Here is a 17373-nt window from a genome sequence, read left to right as displayed (position 1 = left end):
TTGTTTAACTAAAATCTAAGTAGGTTAGACAAGCGCTTGAAGTTTCCGCACGAAAAAATAAAATAATGCTTTCGAAAAAATTGTGCAAACTGTTAATTATGGACTTCAATCTAAAATTCCAACGTGGTAATGATGGATTGAGGGATTATCCATTATATTTAACACTATATGCATAGTGTTAAAAGTTGTAAGTGAATTTATTCAATTGAATTGCACTATTTTCACTATTTTATTTTCGCTCTCAGATGAAAGCGCTTAAGCAAGATCTAACAAGCTTTATTTAATTGGAAAGGAGTCCAACTATGAAAGTAAATATGAAGGGAACATTACTCTCTTTCATGGGATTAGGAGCTATTCTTTTAGCAGGCTGTAACGACAAGTTAGCAGTACTTGATCCTAAAGGTCCTCAAGCTCAAAGACAAGCCGACGACACAATGTTATTAATTTATCTAATGTCAGGGATTGTTCTAGCAGTATTAGCAATTATGGTATTTATGTTAGTTAAATACCGCGCTTCAAAACAAAGTCCAGATTATGAGCCACCGCACATTCACGGTCACTGGCTTGTAGAGTCAATTATGATTGGTATTCCTGTAATTATCGTTATTTTCTTATCGTTCGTATCTGTAAAGAGTAACTATATTGTAGAAAATGTTCCTCAAGCATACGAAGATCAGGAGCCATTAGTAATTTACGCTTCATCATCTAACTGGAAATGGCATTTCAGCTATCCAGAGCAAGGGATTGAAACAGTAAACTACTTATACATTCCTGCTGGACGAGCAATTGAATTTAAACTATATTCTTACGGTCCAATTACAAGTTTCTGGATTCCACAACTTGGTGGTCAGAAATACGCGATGGCAGACATGGTAACAACTTTACATTTAGCTGCTGATAATCCAGGCGAATTCTGGGGACGTAACGCGAACTTCTCAGGTCGTGGTACAGCAGAAAATATATTTGATGTAACAGCCTTAACGCAAGCAGAATTTGACGAGTGGGTAACAGAAGTTCATGAAACGGCTGCACCTCTAACAGAAGAGAAGTTTGAAGAATTATTGGAGCCAGGTCATCTTGGTAAGTCAACTTATACAGGTACTCATTTAGAGTTCTCACCAGCTCCTGAACACAACCACGATTCTTCTGATGAAGATGATGAAAAAGAAGAAGAGGATCACTCTTCACATTAATTTTGAAAGTAAGCACTTTTGAAAGGAGTAACTACTATGTCGGAATTTTTTGCACAGTTTGCAGTTCCACACCCAAGTACCTTGATTTATATCGCAATGGCTTCAATAGTTTTAGGAAGTATCGCGTTAGTAGCTGTTGTTACTTACTTTAAATTATGGGGCTACTTATGGCGTGAATGGATTACAACTGTTGACCATAAAAAAATCGGTATCATGTATTTAATCGTCGCTTTAGTAATGCTATTCCGCGGCGGTGTCGATGCCGTAATGATGCGTTTACAGTTAGCTGTTCCAGAAAACAGCTTCTTAGATGCTCAACACTATAACGAAGTATTTACAACTCACGGGGTAGTAATGATTTTATTCATGGCAATGCCATTCATTACTTTCTTCTTTAACTATTTAGTACCATTACAAATCGGGGCACGTGACGTTGCGTTCCCACGTTTAAACAACTTAGCATTCTGGTTATTCTTCATGGGTATGGGATTATTCAATATCTCATTCATTATCGGTGGATCACCTGATTCAGGATGGACTTCTTATTTCCCATTAGCGGGTAATGAGTTCAGTACATCCGTTGGTACAAACTACTACATGCTCTCGCTGCAAATCGCGGGTCTTGGTACGTTATTGACAGGTATTAACTTCATAACGACAATCTTTAAAATGCGTGCGCCTGGTATGACATTATTCAAAATGCCAATGTTCACTTGGTCAGCGCTTATCTCAAACTTAATTATCGTATTTGCGTTCCCAGTATTAACAGTAGCTTTAGCTATGGGTACGATGGATCGTCTATTTGATACTAAGTTCTTTACTATCGGCGACGGTGGTATGGACATGCTTTGGGCCAACCTATTCTGGGTTTGGGGTCACCCTGAAGTATATATCTTAATTTTACCGGCATTCGGTATTTTCTCTGAAGTTATTTCGACATTCTCACGTCGTAACTTATATGGCTATAACTCAATGGTATGGTCTATGATCGTAATTTCAGTATTCTCGTTCGCTGTATGGACTCACCACTTCTTTACGATGGGGCAAGGTGCATTCACGAACTCGATTTTCTCAATTACAACAATGGCTATTGCCATCCCAACAGGGGTTAAGATTTTCAACTGGTTATTCACAATGTATAAAGGGAAAATTGAAATGACAACGCCGATGTTATATGCGATGCACTTCATTCCTTTATTCACACTAGGTGGGGTAACAGGTGTTATGCTTGCGATGTCAGCAGCTGACTACCAATACCACAATACTATGTTCTTAGTAGCTCACTTCCATAACGTAATCATTCCTGGTGTTGTTTATGCGATGTTAGCTGGTTTAACGTTCTACTGGCCGAAAATGTTTGGTTTCATGTTAAATGAACGTATCGGTAAAGCTACTGTTTGGGTAATGTCTACAGGTTTCGTACTTGCATTCATTCCAATGTATATTACTGGTTTAGACGGACAAGCTCGTCGTATGTACACATATTCAGAATCAACAGGATTCAGCATGTTAAACATGGTATCATTCGTTGGTGCTGGTATTATGTCTGTTTCATTCTTAATGCTTGTATGGAACATTTGGTACAGTTTCAAAAACTCTCCACGCGACATTGGATCAGATCCATGGGATGCACGTGGTCTAGAGTGGGCGACACATACACCAATTCCGCACTACAACTTTGCAATTACTCCAGACGTAACTGATTCAACTTCAGAAGCATTCTGGGATTCTAAGAAAAACGGCACGAAGTTATTCAAAGGTGAAATTAAAGATATTCACATGCCAAATAACTCAGGTCAAACATTTATTTTATCAGTATTCTTCTTCATCGCTGGTTTCGCTCTAGTATTCAGTATGTGGTACTTGGCAATCTTCGGCTTAATCGGAATTTTAGCTTGTATGGGTTACCGTTCTATGGAGGACGACCATGGCTATCATATCCACAAACATGAAGTAGAAGAAACAGAAAAAAGCTATGACAAAAAAGGAGGTGCGAAATAATGGGTAAAGTAAATAACAATGTTCCTTTAGAGTATTCTACTGAAGAAAATAGCTTAAAAATCTTTGGTTTTTGGACTTTCCTAGGTGCGGAGATTATGTTATTCGGTACATTATTCGCATCATACTTCACACTAGTGGATCGTACAGGTAACGGTCCAACTGGTGCGGAAATTTTCGAAATTACTCCAGTATTAGCAGAGACATTCATCCTGTTAACATCAAGTTTTACAATTGGTCTAGCCATTCATGCGATGCGTCTTGGTAGTAAAAAAGCGACGTTGACATTTATGGGTATTACATTACTACTTGGTGCGGCATTCTTATCTGTCGAAATTTATGAATTTGTACACTATGCACATGTAGGTGCAGGTATTACTGTAAGTGCCTTCACTTCTATTTTATTGACAACTTTAGGAACACATGGTCTTCACGTAACATTCGGTTTATTCTGGGGTATCTTCCTTATGATTCAAATCGCTAAACGTGGTCTGACTTCAGTAACAGCGGGTAAAGCATTCGTATTCTCACTTTACTGGCACTTCCTAGATGTAGTTTGGATCTTCATCTTCAGTTTCATTTACTTGAAAGGAATGATGTAATCTATGGCAAAGTTCTTTCCAATAGGCCAAATTATGGGCTTCGTATTTTCACTGATTTTAACAGTGATTGCAATGCTTGTTTACTTCACAGATATGTCATTCACAACTGGAATGATCATCCTGCTAGTAACAGCATTCATTCAAGCAGGTTTACAGTTCATGGTATTCATGCATGCTGGTGAAACAGAAGACAAATGGGCTATCTACTCAAACATCATTTACGGTATTGGTTTAATCGTACTTACTATTTTAGGTACATTATTAATTCTAATCTGGGATATGTAATCGTTAAAATTTCTCCAGCTAGTTGAAAAGTATTCAGTTATACATTAAACTAGTTGGAGAATATATTACGAAATGCTTTGACCGGGAAGAGTAGGTATACAACATTTGTTTTAGGGAATGCAAGCCATGACTGAAAGCTTGCTAACAAATTGTATAGCGAAGTTCACCCCGCGAGCAGCATCCGGGAGCCACTTGTGGTGAAAGGATTGCCGGCTAGACATAGTCGTTAGCTCCAATGAAGTGATTGCTTTAAAGCAATAACTAGGGTGGTACCGCGAAACTCGTCCTCGTCCCTTTCTTAGGGGACGAGGTTTTTTTATTTTCAAAAATAGTGATTATTATAGTGCATATATGTAAATTTATTAAAGCCAACACTAGTTGCTTGAAGTGGAGGGCGATGAGTGTAGCTGACGGCTAAAGCCTTTCGCTACATGCAGAGCATCCTGTGGGAAAAGCGTGACGGTGCTTCTGCGGTGGCCGCAATAAATAACCGCCATCCTCGGCGCAAAGAATTAGAGACAAACAAGTTTGACTCTAATTCTTGCCCGCGGAAAGCATTCGCCCGGAACGGAAAGCAACGGGTTCAGAACAGGCACTATGTCGCTATTTCTAATGAGTAGGAATTTTGTGGTTTTTGGAGATACTTAGTTGATTGGAATGTAGGCGGCGACTCCTACGGGAACAGCACGAGCGGAAGCACCCGGACTGAGCGAAGCGAGGGAGAAGGCTGGAGCCGTGCCCGTGGAAAGCGTCCGCCGAAATGGAAATCAACGTATTGAAGAAGCTAACTTTATTCTCTAACTAAATAAGGAGGACTTTGTAAAATGGAACAACAATTAAAGCAATTAGAACAAGAAGCATTAGCAAAAATTGCTGACGCTGCCGATTTAAAAGCATTAAACGACGTTCGTGTTGCGTACTTAGGTAAAAAAGGACCAATCACGGATCTTTTAAAAGGAATGGGGAAACTTTCTGCAGAAGAACGCCCAAAAATGGGTGCCCTTGTAAACACAGTACGTGAAAATGTAACAGCTGAGCTTGAGAAAAAGGTAGCTGTATTAGAAGAAGCTGCAATTTTAGCACAGCTTGAAAACGAATCGATCGATGTAACATTACCAGGTGCAAAAGTACGTGCAGGAAACCGCCATCTTTTAACACGTGTTATTGAAGAAATTGAAGATTTATTCCTAGGAATGGGATACGAAATTGTAGAAGGTCCGGAAGTAGAAAAAGACTACTATAATTTTGAAGCGATGAACTTACCAAAAGGCCATCCAGCACGTGATATGCAGGATTCATTTTACATTTCAGAAGAAACATTATTACGTACACACACTTCACCTGTACAGGCACGTACAATGGAAGCCAAAAAAGGCGAGCCGATTCGTGTAATTTGTCCAGGTAAAGTATTCCGTCGTGATACAGACGATGCGACGCATTCTCACCAATTCATGCAAATTGAAGGTCTTGTAATTGGTGAAAATATTCGCATGTCCGATCTTAAAGGTACTTTGGATGCCCTTGCGAAAAGAATGTTCGGTGCAGAGCGTGAAATTCGTTTACGTCCATCATTCTTCCCATTCACAGAGCCTTCTGTAGAAGTGGACGTATCTTGTCATAAATGCTCAGGTAAAGGCTGTAACGTATGTAAGCAAACTGGTTGGATCGAAATTTTAGGTGCTGGTATGGTACATCCGAACGTACTTGAAATGGCTGGATATGATTCAACGGTAGTTTCAGGTTTCGCATTCGGAATCGGTGCCGAGCGTATCGCAATGTTAAAATACGGTGTGGATGATATTCGTCATTTCTATACAAATGACACGCGCTTCTTATCACAATTCCACCAGGCAGAAGTGTAAGAAGGAGGACAATATAAATGTTAGTTTCGTTAAAATGGTTAAGTCAATATGTAGATATTTCTTCTTTAGAAGCAAATGAATTAGCAGAAAAAATTACGCGTGCGGGGATTGAAGTAGATGCAGTAATCGATCGTTCACTAGGCATGTCAAATGTTGTAGTGGGTCATGTTGTATCAAAAGAAAAGCACCCGGAAGCAGATAAATTAAATGTGTGCCAAGTAGACGTTGGCGAAGAAGAACTTCAACAAATCGTTTGTGGTGCTCCAAATGTAGATGCAGGTCAAAAAGTAATCGTAGCGCGTCCAGGTGCGAAATTACCTGGAGGCATTAAGATAAAAAAGGCGAAATTACGTGGTCAAGAATCAAACGGTATGATTTGTTCACTTCAAGAGTTAGGCATTGAAGGTCGCCTTGTACCAAAAGCTTATGCTGAAGGGATTTATGTTTTACCTTCAGATTCAACGCCAGGTGCGGATGCATTAGAAGTTTTAGGCTTATGTGATACAGTACTTGAGCTTGGTTTAACACCTAATCGTTCGGATGCATTAAGTATGCTTGGTGTTGCTTATGAAGTAGCAGCAATTTTATCTCAAGATGTAAAATTACCGGAAATTAATTATACAGCTTCAGCTGAAAAAGCGGCAGATGTATTAAAATTAACAGTAGAAGATAAAGAAGCAAACCCAATGTACGCAGCGAAAGTTGTGAAAAATATTGAAGTAAAAGAATCTCCATTATGGCTGCAACATGCGCTTATGTCTGCGGGAGTACGTCCACATAATAACGTAGTCGATATTACAAACTATGTGTTAATGGAGTACGGTCAACCATTACATGCGTTCGACTATGACAAGTTAGCAACTGGTGAAATCGTTACACGTATGGCTCGTGATGGCGAAGTGATGACGACTCTTGATGATCAGGAACGTAAATTACAACCACATAACCTTGTTATTACAAATGGTCAAGAAGCTGAAGCAGTAGCAGGTGTTATGGGCGGTGCTAAATCAGAAGTATCAAATACTACAACGACAGTAGTAATCGAATCTGCATACTTCAACCCGGCATCTGTCCGTCGTACTTCAAAAGAAATCGGCTTACGTTCGGATTCTTCTGCACGTTTTGAAAAAGGTGTAGATCCAAACCGTGTCCTTCCTGCTGCTGAACGTGCAGCACAGTTACTTGCTGAATTAGCAGGAGGAGAAGTACTAGAAGGTACAGTGCTAGTTGATGAGTTGGATAAGACACCAGCCCGTGTAGTTGTATCACCTGACTTCATTAATGGCCGCTTAGGTATGAAGATATCTTTAGAGGATATGCTGTCTATTTTAGAGCGCTTAAAATTTGATGTGGAAGCAGTTAATGGGTTATTAATCATTGATGCTCCGACACGACGTCAGGATATTAAAATTCCGGAAGATATCGTGGAAGAAATAGCACGTATGTATGGCTACGATGAGATTCCTGTAAGCTTACCGGCGAGTGATCAAGTTGGCCGCTTAACGCCATATCAAGCAGGACGCCGTATTGTACGCAACGTTATGGAAGGTGCCGGTCTTTATCAAGCAGTAACTTATTCTTTAACTTCAGCAGCGCATGCTCAAAAGTTTGCTTTAAAAGCTGAAGAGACGACAAAGTTATTAATGCCTATGTCTGAAGAGCGCTCTACACTACGCCAAAGTTTAATTCCTCACTTAGTAGAGGCGGCAAGCTATAACGTAGCCCGCCAAGCAGAAACAGTGGCATTATATGAAATTGGTTCTGTATTCCTTGGTCAAACTGCGGAAGAACTTCCATTTGAAGAAGAGCACTTGGCACTTGTATTAACAGGTAAATGGATTGATAATACATGGCAAGGCGAGAAGAAAAACGTTGATTTCTTCGTTGCAAAAGGTATTGTAGAAGCGGTATTTGCAAAATTAGGCTTAACATCTCGTGTAGGCTATGCAAAAGCGCAAGTAGACGGCTTACATCCTGGTCGTACAGCTGATGTTTTATTAGATGGCGAAAAAGTGGGTGTCATTGCCCAGCTTCATCCGCAAGAACAAAAAGCATTTGATGTAAAAGAAACTTATGTGGCTGAATTAAACTTGAATGCCATTTTAAGTGCGACGCAAGAAGAGCTTGTTTATTCAATGATTCCGCGCTTCCCGGCAATGAGCCGTGATATCGCATTAGAACTGGATATAGCAACTCCAGCAGGTGAAATCGTCAGCATTATTAAAGGTGCAGGCACTTCATTATTAAAAGATGTAAAAGTATTCGATGTATATGCAGGGGAAAAAATGACGGCTGGTAAAAAATCAGTAGCATTCTCATTAACATACTATGACCCAGAGCGCACATTAACAGACGAAGAAGTAGTCGCAGCACATAATAAAGTATTAAAAGCATTAGCACAAGCTGGCGCGGAAGTACGATAATATCATAAAATATTTTAAAACCCGAATGCAGCAATTTTAGGCATTCGGGTTTTATTTATGGTTGAATTTGTTTATCTGGTTTCACCATTCCTACAATTGTGCCGATTAGACCACTAATTGTATGTATGATGCCAAATGTGTAAAAGTTTAAAAAAACATGGTTTGTATATTCATTTAAAATGGGAAAACCAAAAATGGTAGAGCCGGGTGTAGTCGTGTCGCCTCCAAGGGAAGCATACACACTATCTTTAAAATCAATTGCATAGAAAATTAAAACGACGAGCAGTGCAACGCCAAATATAAAGTAAATCATGCGTATTATATGATCTTTCGCATTGCGTGAACTTACAACAAAAAAACGATATGTAATAAATAAACTTAATAATATAAATGGTGCGACAAGTGCTAAACCAAGTGCACCAAGATTACCGCCATCGGCAACATCATCTGGCTTAACCGTAAAAAAGTGCTGAATAATCATTACACCAAATAAACTAATGCCCAAACTTATGAGCCAACTAAGACGTAGCATGTAAATCCTCCATTTCTATATTCACTATACATGGTACTCCATTTCGTTTCAATGAAGCATATAGGATTCTTTTATCCATTAAATTCAGTATAATATAGTAGAATGATGTAAAGGGGAGGAATTTTTATGCTTAAAAAAGAAGAAGCGGTACTAGTACTTATTGATATCCAGGGGAAATTGGCGCAAATTGTTGATGAAAGTGAATTTATCATAAAAAATATTGCCAATGTGATACAAGGAGCAAAACTACTCGAGTTACCGATTTTATGGCTTGAGCAATACCCTAAGGGGCTCGGACCAACCGATGAACGTATTGCAGAGCATTTAACTGATGAAAAACCAATCGAAAAAATTACATTTAGTGCCTATGATACAGAGGAATTTGTACGAGCTTTAGAGCAGACAGGGCGTAAAAAAATTCTACTAGCGGGAATCGAAACACATATTTGTGTTTATCAAACTGCTGCGCATTTACTTGCTAATGGCTATGAGGTGGAAGTGTTGGCGGATTGTGTGTCTTCACGTACTGCAGCTAACAGTAATATAGGTCTTCAGAAAATGGTACAACTTGGGGCTACCGTTACAAGCGTAGAAATGGCCTTATTTGAAATGCAGCAAGTGGCAAAAGGCGACGTTTTTAAAGCAATCAGTAAATTAGTAAAATAATAGAGAGAAGGGAGCCTGGGACATAAGTAGAAATTTGTTTGGATAAGGGAATATTCTTATTAAGAAACTGATACTATATGAATTGATTGGAGTGAAGGGGCGACTCCTGGGGGAACAGCAAATTTATTTTGCGACGAGTAACCGCAGGAGCACCGACGCCTGAGACTACAGGCTCAGGCCGTGCCCCCGGAAAGCGTCCCCGGAACGGAAATCAATTTTGATAGAAGCAGAAAAATATCCATTTTTTCTTTGGGGAAATGGATATTTTTTGTTTTGTCCAAGGCTCTTTTTCATTATTTAAAAATCGACAGCTTCTTCAATGCAATGCAAACAGGTATAGCAATAATAAGTCCGACTGTATTTTGAACAAGGTTGCCGGGAATAGAAGCTAACGGAATAATCCAATTTCCATACAACACACGTTCACAAATATAATAACCGCCCAACATAAAGGGAATCGAAACAAAAATCGCAATGATATTATAAATCGAACTCTCACCATTTTTGCCCTTAGATGTAGCAATTTTACCTACGATATAGCCTTGAATACCACGTGTAATAAAAGTGAAGGGTGCCCACAATGTCCAGCCAGATAGAATATCAAACAATGCCATTCCAAAAGCTCCTGCAATTGCCCCTTTTTTCGGACCAAATATTATCGCTACTATAAACAGCATTGCCGATCCTAAATGGACGAGGCCGCCGTTTGCTGCAATAGGCAATCGAATATTAATGAAGAATGTAGCAATAAAGACTAGAGAAATAAGTAAGCTAGTAATAATTAAATCTTTTGTTTTGTCTGACGAGGTAGAAACAGACCTTGTTGTTGTTTGCATAGATAATTCTCCTTCTATTTGAAATTATCTATCATCTTAGCAACATATTGACATCTCTAAAAGGTTCAAAATTAAACAATTTAATAAGGTCAGATTGCACTAAAAAAGCCTTATGTCAAATGAATGATCATTTAACATAAGGCTTAGGTCATTTTATGAATTTAAAGTTGATTTTCTTTTTCCATAAAGGAAATAAATAATGAGTCCTATTATGAACCAGATACCACAAGCAGCCCAAGTTTGCATTGACAGCTGTGTAATGAGGAATATACATAGAACTAGCGATACGATTGGCAACACAGGATAAAACGGTACTTTAAATCCATTAGGCGGCAAGTTTTTGTTTTTTCTTAAATTCAAAATTCCAGCTGAAACGAATATAAAGGCAACTAATGTTCCCATATTTACTAATTCTGCTAATGTTTCCAATGGAACAAATCCAGCAAAGAAAGAAATGACAATTGTAAAAAACCATGTGTTTTTCACAGGGGTTTTACGCTTTGGACTTAACTGTGAAAATATTTTAGGCATTAAACCGTCCCGGGCAAATGCCATTAATAGACGAGTGCCTCCATACATCATTACTAAAATAACGGTCATCATCCCAATCACTGCACCTAATGAGATAATGCCAGCTGCCCATTCCTGATTGATTACTTGCATGGCAAAGGAAACGGGATCTGTCACATTTAAATTTGTGTAAGGGACAATACCAGTTAATACTAAAGAAACCACGACATAAAGCAATGTACAAATAAATAAGGAGCCGATAATACCAATAGGCATACTTCGCTGTGGATTTTTAACCTCTTCAGCTGCAGATGACACTGCGTCAAATCCTAAGTAAGCGAAAAACACGAGCGCTGCACCAGTAAATACACCGCTCATACCGAATGGTAAAAAAGGTGTCCAGTTTTCTGGCTTTACATAAAATACCCCGACAGCAATAAATAATAAAATAACCCCTACTTTTATCGCAACTAATAATGCATTAAATCTTGCGGACTCTTTCATACCTAATGTCAGTAAAATTCCGATTACAAAAATAATAAAAATTGCTGGTAAGTTAATATAAGTGCCATCTTCCAGGTTGAATGGTCCGGTTAAAGCTAACGGAATGTGAATATTTAACCCTTCTAATAAGGAAATAAAGTAACCTGACCATCCAGTCGCTACAGCCGCTGTAGCGAGTCCATATTCCAGTAGCAACGACCACCCAACGAGCCAGGCGATGATTTCACCGAAAACGATATAACTATAAGAATAAGCACTTCCTGTCACGGGGACAGTTGAAGAAAATTCTGAATAACAGAGCGCGGCTAATGCGCACACTATAGCTGCAATGACAAAGGAAAATATAATCCCGGGTCCTGCATGTAGAGCTGAAACTGTTCCAGGCAAGATAAATATACCTGTTCCAACAATTGCACCCACCCCGAGTAAAATTAAGTCAAATGCGCCTAATGTTTTTGGGAGTTGCAAATTATTGCTTTTATGCAAAAGGTCCTCAATGGGTTTTTTTCTAAATAATTTTTTCACTATTTCACCTATTTCTAATTTAACAATATCAAAATTTTATCATCATTAATCGGAATAATAAAGAAGTTTATCAAGTTGAAGCGTTAAAGTGAGATTTCCTTTCTAAAAGCAGAAAAATATGGTGTTAAAGAGAGAATGAAATGACAGAGATAAAAGTATTATTTGTTTATATTTAAAGTTTTATGTAAAATAAATACTATTTAAATAAAGAATATTAAAAAGTAAATTTGCGGTTATGAAAAAAACAGATATAATTTCGATAGAGTGAAGATATTGAAATTTACTCATCTTTTGAACCTAGCACAAAGGAGTGCAAATAATGGAGAAAAAAATCCAAATTAAACAGCCGAAGTATCAAGTGATTGCAGAGGATATAGCAGCAAAAATTGTTGAAAAAAAATATATTGTCGGAGAAAAAATTTATGCACGTTCATCATTAGCATCTCAATACAATGTATCTTCGGAAACAGCGAGAAGAGCGATTGCCGTTTTACAAGATTTAAATATCGTCGAAGCAACAAAAGGAAGCGGTGTTGTAATCGTTTCGTACGAAAATGCCGCCAATTACGTTCAGCGATTGCAGGGAGTAAAATCAATACGGGATTTACAAAAGCAATTAACAGATAGTATTGGCAAACAAATTGATGAATTAAATAACTTCCAGGATACGCTAGAGGAGATGGTTAATCGGACAAGCAGATATCAATCCATTAATCCTTTTGTTCCTTTTCAAATTGATATTACAGAGCAATGTCCTTATTTATCAAAAAATATTGGGGAAATTAACTTTTGGCAACAAACTGGAGCAACAATTATAGGCATTAAAAAGGATCATGAACTAATTGTTTCTCCTGGTCCGTACGCTACAATTTCTTCTGGAGACACTTTATTTTTTATTGGTAAAGATGAATGCTACTCAAATGTGAAACACTTTTTACAACTATAAAGTAACCATTTTCATTTAGCTTTAGTGAAGCTTGTCATATTTGTAATAAAAACAAACTACTACCGAAAACTTGTTCGGTAGTAGTTTTTTCTGTTTAATGTAAACTATTTCTTTCTGAAAATTTTCGAATGGATACTTCTTATTTGACAAAAGTAACAACGTTCATTAGTATTGGAGTTGTTGCTTGTAACAACCTGATAGAATAAAAGAGTTGTTACTTGTGAGAAATTTATAATTATAGGAAGTGGATTATGGGGAAAATTAATATTGAACGAGTCACGAAAGTATTTGGGAAAAATACATCACAAGCATTGAAGTTAGTTAAGCAGGAAAAATCTAAAGAACAGATTTTAAAAGAAACAAATGCCACTGTAGGTGTATATGAAGCTAGTTTAACGATTGAAGAAGGTGAGATTTTCGTAATTATGGGGCTTTCAGGAAGTGGGAAGTCAACATTAATACGACTGTTAAATCGATTAATTCAACCAACAAGCGGTGATATATATATAGATAACCAGAACATTACAAACTTGAATAAAAAGAGCTTACAAATTGTTCGAAGAGAAAAAATGAGCATGGTGTTTCAAAACTTCGCATTATTCCCACAACGTACAATTTTGCAAAACGCAGAGTATGGCCTGGAAATCCGAGGCATTCCAAAAGAGGAAAGACGATTAAAAGCAGAAAAGGCTTTACAAAATGCAGGATTGCTCTCCTATAAAGATCAATATCCAGATCAATTATCAGGTGGTATGCAACAACGTGTAGGACTTGCACGTGCGTTAGCAAATGATACAGAAATTATTTTAATGGATGAAGCTTTTTCTGCTCTTGATCCGCTCATTCGAAAAGAAATGCAAGATGAGCTATTGGAATTACAAGCTAATTTACAAAAAACGATTGTCTTTATTACACATGATCTGAATGAAGCACTTCGTATTGGCGATCGTATTGCCATTATGAAGGATGGTAAGATCATTCAAGTAGGAACAGGGGAAGAAATTTTGACTAACCCTGCAAATGAATATGTCCGATCATTCCTGGAAGATGTAGATCGTTCGAAAGTATTGACGGCGGAAAATGCGATGATTCGTCCAATGACAATTCAAATTGATCATGAAGGGCCAAAAGTTGCGTTGCAGCGTATGAGAGAAGATAAAGTAAGTGTCCTGCTAGCAGTAGATAAAGCCCGAAAGTATTTAGGCTATATTACTGCAAATGATGCACTTGAGCTTGCGCAATCCGGTGAAAAATCATTGCAATCGATTCTACGCAATGATATGCCAATTGTTGAACCATCTACAGTCATACAGGATATTTTATCGGTTATTTCCGATTCTCCGACACCTGTTGCTGTAGTCGAAGAGGGGAAACTGCGCGGTGTACTTATCCGCGGTGTAGTACTAGAGTCATTAGCCTCTGAAAAAAACGGAGGTGTAGATCATGAGTAAACTATTAAATTTTGGAACTCCAATACCAGTAGCAGATAGAGTAGAAGACTTAATGGACATAGTTACGGATACACTTTCAGCTCAATTCCGTTTTATACAAAATAATGGTGCGGACTTAATGGATCTCGTCACATCAGGATTGACGTCTATACCACCATACGTATTTATTATTATCGTAGCTATTTTAGCATTTTTTGCAACAGGTAAAAGATTTGGTTTAGCGATTTTCTCAATACTAGGTTTATTATTCATTTTAAACCAAGGGCTATGGAATCAACTTATGAACACATTTACGCTTGTACTGTTCTCAAGTTTACTTGCAATTGTAATCGGTATACCACTTGGAATACTAATGTCTAAATCAAAAATTGTTGAACAAATATTAAAACCAATTTTAGACTTCATGCAAACAATGCCAGGATTTGTTTATTTAATTCCAGCGGTTGCATTTTTCGGAATTGGTGTCGTACCAGGTGTATTTGCCTCAGTAATCTTCGCATTACCACCAACTGTACGCTTCACGAATTTAGGTATTCGCCAAGTTCCAAAGCACTTAATCGAGGCAGCGGACTCTTATGGTAGTACGTTTGCACAAAAGTTATTAAAAGTTGAACTACCTCTTTCCAAAGCTACTATAATGGCCGGTATTAACCAAACAGTACTATTATCTTTATCGATGGTTGTTATTGCATCAATGATTGGTGCACCGGGATTAGGTCGGGAAGTATTATCAGCATTGCAACGCGCACAAATTGGTAACGGATTTGTCGCGGGTATTAGTTTAGTTATCTTTGCGATTATCGTAGACCGATTAACACAAAGTTTAAATAAAGATAAATCAAATGGGGGAAAATAAAATGAAAAAATTCAAATGGATGTCGGCAGCTACTGCACTGAGCGCAGCACTTTTATTAGGTGCATGTGGAGATGAAACAACGGATACAAAAGATACTTCAGCTTCAAAAGATTTAGATTCAATTAAGTTAGCCTATGTTGAGTGGGATTCAGAAGTTGCTTCTACGTATGTAGTTGCAGAAGTATTAGAAAGTGTTGGCTATAATGTCGATATTACACCTTTAGATAATGCTATTATGTGGGAGGCTGTCTCAAAAGGTGAGTCAGATGCCATGGTATCTGGCTGGCTACCTGCAACACATGCTTCACAATATGAAAAATATGGTGCAGATATTGAGGATTTAGGGCCAAATTTAGAAGGTGCAAAAATTGGTTTAGTTGTACCGAGCTATATGGAAGTTGCATCGATTGCGGATCTGTCGACAGAAGCAGCATCAACAATTACGGGTATTGAAGCAGGTGCTGGAGTAGTTGCGGCTGCGGAAAGAGCGTTAGAAACTTATCCAAACCTAGAATCTTGGTCATTACAACCATCTTCTTCAGGTGCGATGACGGTTGCTTTAGAGCAAGCGATTAAAAATGAAGAAGAAATCGTTGTAACAGGCTGGAGCCCACACTGGAAATTTGCCAATTACGATTTAAAATATTTGGAAGATCCTGAACGTGTATTCGGTGGGGAAGAAAGTATTCACACTTTTGTTCGTCAAAACCTAGAACAAGAAGCACCAGATGCATTTAAAATTTTAGATGCCTTTGAATGGACTACAGAAGATATAGAAGAAGTAATGCTGGATATTTATTCAGGGACTAAACCTAAAGAAGCGGCCCAAAAATGGATTGAAAACAATGAAGACCGTGTGAATAAATGGACAGAAGGTATTGAAAAATAATAAAAAATAGCAGAATGGAAGCTGATATAGCGACCATTCTGCTTTCTTTTTATTTTGTGTAGTTATCGAAGTAGCCTTGAATATAAATCATTGGTGTTCCTTTATCGCCTGATCCTGAAGTTAAGTCAGACAATGAGCCGATAAGGTCAGTCAGCTTACGAGGTGTAGTACCTTGAGCAGCCATATTACCAGTTAAATCTTCTTCTTTGTTATTAATATAATCTTTAATTGCTTCTTTTAATGCTTCACCGTGTAGATTTGCAAAATCATTATCAGCTAAATACTTCAACTTGATCTCGTTCGGAGTACCGTCAAGGCCTGGCGTATAGGCAGGAGATACAACAGGGTCTGCAAGCTCCCAAATTTGACCTACAGGATCTTTAAATGCTCCATCGCCGTAAATCATTACTTCTACAAGTTTACCAGTAGCAGCTAAAATTTTTGCTTGGATGTCATCAACGATTGGTTGACAGTTATCCGGGAATAATTTTACGCTATCTTCTGTCGATTTGTTCGAGCCAAGTAAGCCGTAGTTAGAGTTAAAACCAGATCCGTTCACAGATTCCGCTAAAATATTATCTAGACCGTAGATTTTTTCTGCACCGGCAGCTTTTAAAATACGTTTTGTACGGAAACGAGAGTGAATATCACATGTTAAAATATTTTTCGTATAATCTAAAATCGTTTTTGCGTTGTTTGAGAAAATTACTTCAACTTCAGCGCCTTGTTCAATGATTAATTCTTTATAATATTCGATGTAGTCCACACCTGTAAATGTATGTTTGTTGTAACCGAAATGGCCACGGAATTCAGATTCAGTTAGCACATCTGTCCAAGGATTAATTCCTTTTTCATCAAGCTCATCCAAAGTAACTAAGTGGTTACCTACTTCATCAGAAGGGTAGCTTAGCATAAGGACGATTTTCTTTGTACCTCCTGCAATTCCTTTTAAAATGTTTGAGAAGCGATTACGCGAAAGAATTGGGAAAATAACACCTACTGTATCATCTCCAAATTTGGCTTGTACATCTGATGCGATATCTGATATTTTTGCGTAGTTCCCTTGTGCACGTGCTACAACAGACTCTGTTACAGTAACAATATCACGATCTTCAATAGCATAGCCTTCTGTCTTTGCTGCATTTAACGCTGTATCAACAACGATTTGAACAATATCGTCCCCTTCATTAATAATTGGGCCACGAAGACCTCGTACAACCGTTCCTACTACACGTTCCAAAATAATCTCTCCTTCAATAGCTGTAAGTTATATTTTAATGGTTTTGCTTTCGATA

At 38.0% G+C, this 17373-nt stretch carries 15 protein-coding genes and 1 other annotated feature; of the genes, 11 read left to right on the top strand and 4 right to left on the bottom strand.

Annotated features, from left to right (window positions below):
* Positions 1–302: 302 nt before the first annotated feature.
* The 6 genes from qoxA (at position 303) to pheT (ending at position 8363) form a co-directional block, all read left to right on the top strand.
* Positions 303–1193 carry a cytochrome aa3 quinol oxidase subunit II gene (gene qoxA, locus MKY13_RS13980; RefSeq protein WP_191700530.1) on the top strand — a complete coding sequence of 297 codons (891 nt, stop codon included), beginning with the start codon at positions 303–305 and terminating at the stop codon, positions 1191–1193.
* 36 nt (positions 1194–1229) lie between these two features.
* A complete protein-coding gene (qoxB, locus tag MKY13_RS13975; protein WP_191700529.1) occupies positions 1230–3194 on the top strand; it encodes a cytochrome aa3 quinol oxidase subunit I in 1965 nt (654 codons plus the stop codon).
* On the top strand, positions 3194–3793 hold the full coding sequence (locus MKY13_RS13970; protein ID WP_191700528.1) for a cytochrome (ubi)quinol oxidase subunit III: 600 nt from the start codon (positions 3194–3196) through the stop codon (positions 3791–3793). Before qoxB ends, MKY13_RS13970 begins: the two co-directional genes overlap by 1 nt.
* Before the next feature lie 3 nt (positions 3794–3796).
* Positions 3797–4078 carry a cytochrome aa3 quinol oxidase subunit IV gene (gene qoxD / locus MKY13_RS13965; protein ID WP_191700527.1) on the top strand — a complete coding sequence of 94 codons (282 nt, stop codon included), beginning with the start codon at positions 3797–3799 and terminating at the stop codon, positions 4076–4078.
* 68 nt (positions 4079–4146) lie between these two features.
* Positions 4147–4376, top strand: a binding site (T-box leader).
* Positions 4377–4902: 526 nt separating this feature from the next.
* On the top strand, positions 4903–5940 hold the full coding sequence (gene pheS / locus MKY13_RS13960; RefSeq protein ID WP_191700526.1) for a phenylalanine--tRNA ligase subunit alpha: 1038 nt from the start codon (positions 4903–4905) through the stop codon (positions 5938–5940).
* 17 nt (positions 5941–5957) lie between these two features.
* Entirely contained in the window at positions 5958–8363 is a 2406-nt protein-coding gene (gene pheT, locus MKY13_RS13955) for a phenylalanine--tRNA ligase subunit beta (protein ID WP_191700525.1), read from the top strand.
* Positions 8364–8418: 55 nt separating this feature from the next.
* Here pheT and MKY13_RS13950 read toward each other — a convergent pair whose 3' ends face one another.
* A complete protein-coding gene (locus MKY13_RS13950) occupies positions 8419–8895 on the bottom strand; it encodes a nucleoside-diphosphate sugar epimerase (RefSeq protein ID WP_191700524.1) in 477 nt (158 codons plus the stop codon).
* A gap of 126 nt (positions 8896–9021) precedes the next feature.
* Between MKY13_RS13950 and MKY13_RS13945 the strand changes: the two genes are divergently transcribed.
* Positions 9022–9561, top strand: coding sequence for a hydrolase (locus tag MKY13_RS13945; protein ID WP_191700523.1), 540 nt, complete (start codon positions 9022–9024; stop codon positions 9559–9561).
* A gap of 293 nt (positions 9562–9854) precedes the next feature.
* On the opposite strand, the gene MKY13_RS13940 is transcribed toward MKY13_RS13945, so the two are convergent.
* On the bottom strand, positions 9855–10397 hold the full coding sequence (locus MKY13_RS13940) for an ECF transporter S component (RefSeq protein WP_191700522.1): 543 nt from the start codon (positions 10395–10397) through the stop codon (positions 9855–9857).
* A 153-nt stretch (positions 10398–10550) separates the two neighbouring features.
* Positions 10551–11936, bottom strand: a complete 1386-nt coding sequence (locus MKY13_RS13935; protein ID WP_318245212.1) for an amino acid permease — start codon at positions 11934–11936, stop codon at positions 10551–10553.
* Positions 11937–12255: 319 nt separating this feature from the next.
* On the opposite strand from MKY13_RS13935, the gene MKY13_RS13930 reads away from it, so the two are divergent.
* From MKY13_RS13930 to MKY13_RS13915, 4 genes are all read left to right on the top strand, one after another.
* Positions 12256–12882 (top strand): TrkA C-terminal domain-containing protein, encoded by a 627-nt coding sequence (locus tag MKY13_RS13930; RefSeq protein ID WP_191700521.1) that lies wholly within the window; start codon positions 12256–12258, stop codon positions 12880–12882.
* Between the two features lie 251 nt (positions 12883–13133).
* Positions 13134–14333, top strand: a complete 1200-nt coding sequence (locus MKY13_RS13925; RefSeq protein ID WP_191700520.1) for a glycine betaine/L-proline ABC transporter ATP-binding protein — start codon at positions 13134–13136, stop codon at positions 14331–14333.
* Positions 14326–15189, top strand: coding sequence for a proline/glycine betaine ABC transporter permease (locus MKY13_RS13920; RefSeq protein WP_191700519.1), 864 nt, complete (start codon positions 14326–14328; stop codon positions 15187–15189). The genes MKY13_RS13925 and MKY13_RS13920 overlap by 8 nt, the downstream gene beginning before the upstream one ends.
* A 1-nt stretch (position 15190) precedes the next feature.
* Positions 15191–16078 carry a glycine betaine ABC transporter substrate-binding protein gene (locus MKY13_RS13915; protein WP_191700518.1) on the top strand — a complete coding sequence of 296 codons (888 nt, stop codon included), beginning with the start codon at positions 15191–15193 and terminating at the stop codon, positions 16076–16078.
* A gap of 49 nt (positions 16079–16127) precedes the next feature.
* Here MKY13_RS13915 and MKY13_RS13910 read toward each other — a convergent pair whose 3' ends face one another.
* Positions 16128–17318: a coenzyme F420-0:L-glutamate ligase gene (locus MKY13_RS13910; protein ID WP_191700517.1), complete on the bottom strand. Its 1191-nt coding sequence runs from the start codon at positions 17316–17318 to the stop codon at positions 16128–16130.
* Positions 17319–17373 lie beyond the last annotated feature (55 nt).

The organism is Solibacillus sp. FSL W8-0372 (assembly GCF_037969735.1).
Taxonomy (GTDB): domain Bacteria; phylum Bacillota; class Bacilli; order Bacillales_A; family Planococcaceae; genus Solibacillus; species Solibacillus faecavium.
Note: the sequence above shows the minus strand (reverse complement) of the source record. Positions and strands in the feature narration are given on the sequence as shown.

What these genes read in the sequence shown, in the direction of transcription:
- MKY13_RS13930 (WP_191700521.1), top strand. Translation starts at nt 12,256, where the DNA reads ATGGAGAAAAAAATCCAAATTAAACAGCCGAAGTATCAAGTGATTGCA.
- MKY13_RS13970 (WP_191700528.1), top strand. Translation starts at nt 3,194, where the DNA reads ATGGGTAAAGTAAATAACAATGTTCCTTTAGAGTATTCTACTGAAGAA.
- qoxD (WP_191700527.1), top strand. Translation starts at nt 3,797, where the DNA reads ATGGCAAAGTTCTTTCCAATAGGCCAAATTATGGGCTTCGTATTTTCA.
- pheT (WP_191700525.1), top strand. Translation starts at nt 5,958, where the DNA reads ATGTTAGTTTCGTTAAAATGGTTAAGTCAATATGTAGATATTTCTTCT.
- MKY13_RS13920 (WP_191700519.1), top strand. Translation starts at nt 14,326, where the DNA reads ATGAGTAAACTATTAAATTTTGGAACTCCAATACCAGTAGCAGATAGA.
- MKY13_RS13925 (WP_191700520.1), top strand. Translation starts at nt 13,134, where the DNA reads ATGGGGAAAATTAATATTGAACGAGTCACGAAAGTATTTGGGAAAAAT.
- qoxB (WP_191700529.1), top strand. Translation starts at nt 1,230, where the DNA reads ATGTCGGAATTTTTTGCACAGTTTGCAGTTCCACACCCAAGTACCTTG.
- MKY13_RS13915 (WP_191700518.1), top strand. Translation starts at nt 15,191, where the DNA reads ATGAAAAAATTCAAATGGATGTCGGCAGCTACTGCACTGAGCGCAGCA.
- pheS (WP_191700526.1), top strand. Translation starts at nt 4,903, where the DNA reads ATGGAACAACAATTAAAGCAATTAGAACAAGAAGCATTAGCAAAAATT.
- MKY13_RS13945 (WP_191700523.1), top strand. Translation starts at nt 9,022, where the DNA reads ATGCTTAAAAAAGAAGAAGCGGTACTAGTACTTATTGATATCCAGGGG.
- qoxA (WP_191700530.1), top strand. Translation starts at nt 303, where the DNA reads ATGAAAGTAAATATGAAGGGAACATTACTCTCTTTCATGGGATTAGGA.
- MKY13_RS13940 (WP_191700522.1), bottom strand. Translation starts at nt 10,397, where the DNA reads ATGCAAACAACAACAAGGTCTGTTTCTACCTCGTCAGACAAAACAAAA.
- MKY13_RS13950 (WP_191700524.1), bottom strand. Translation starts at nt 8,895, where the DNA reads ATGCTACGTCTTAGTTGGCTCATAAGTTTGGGCATTAGTTTATTTGGT.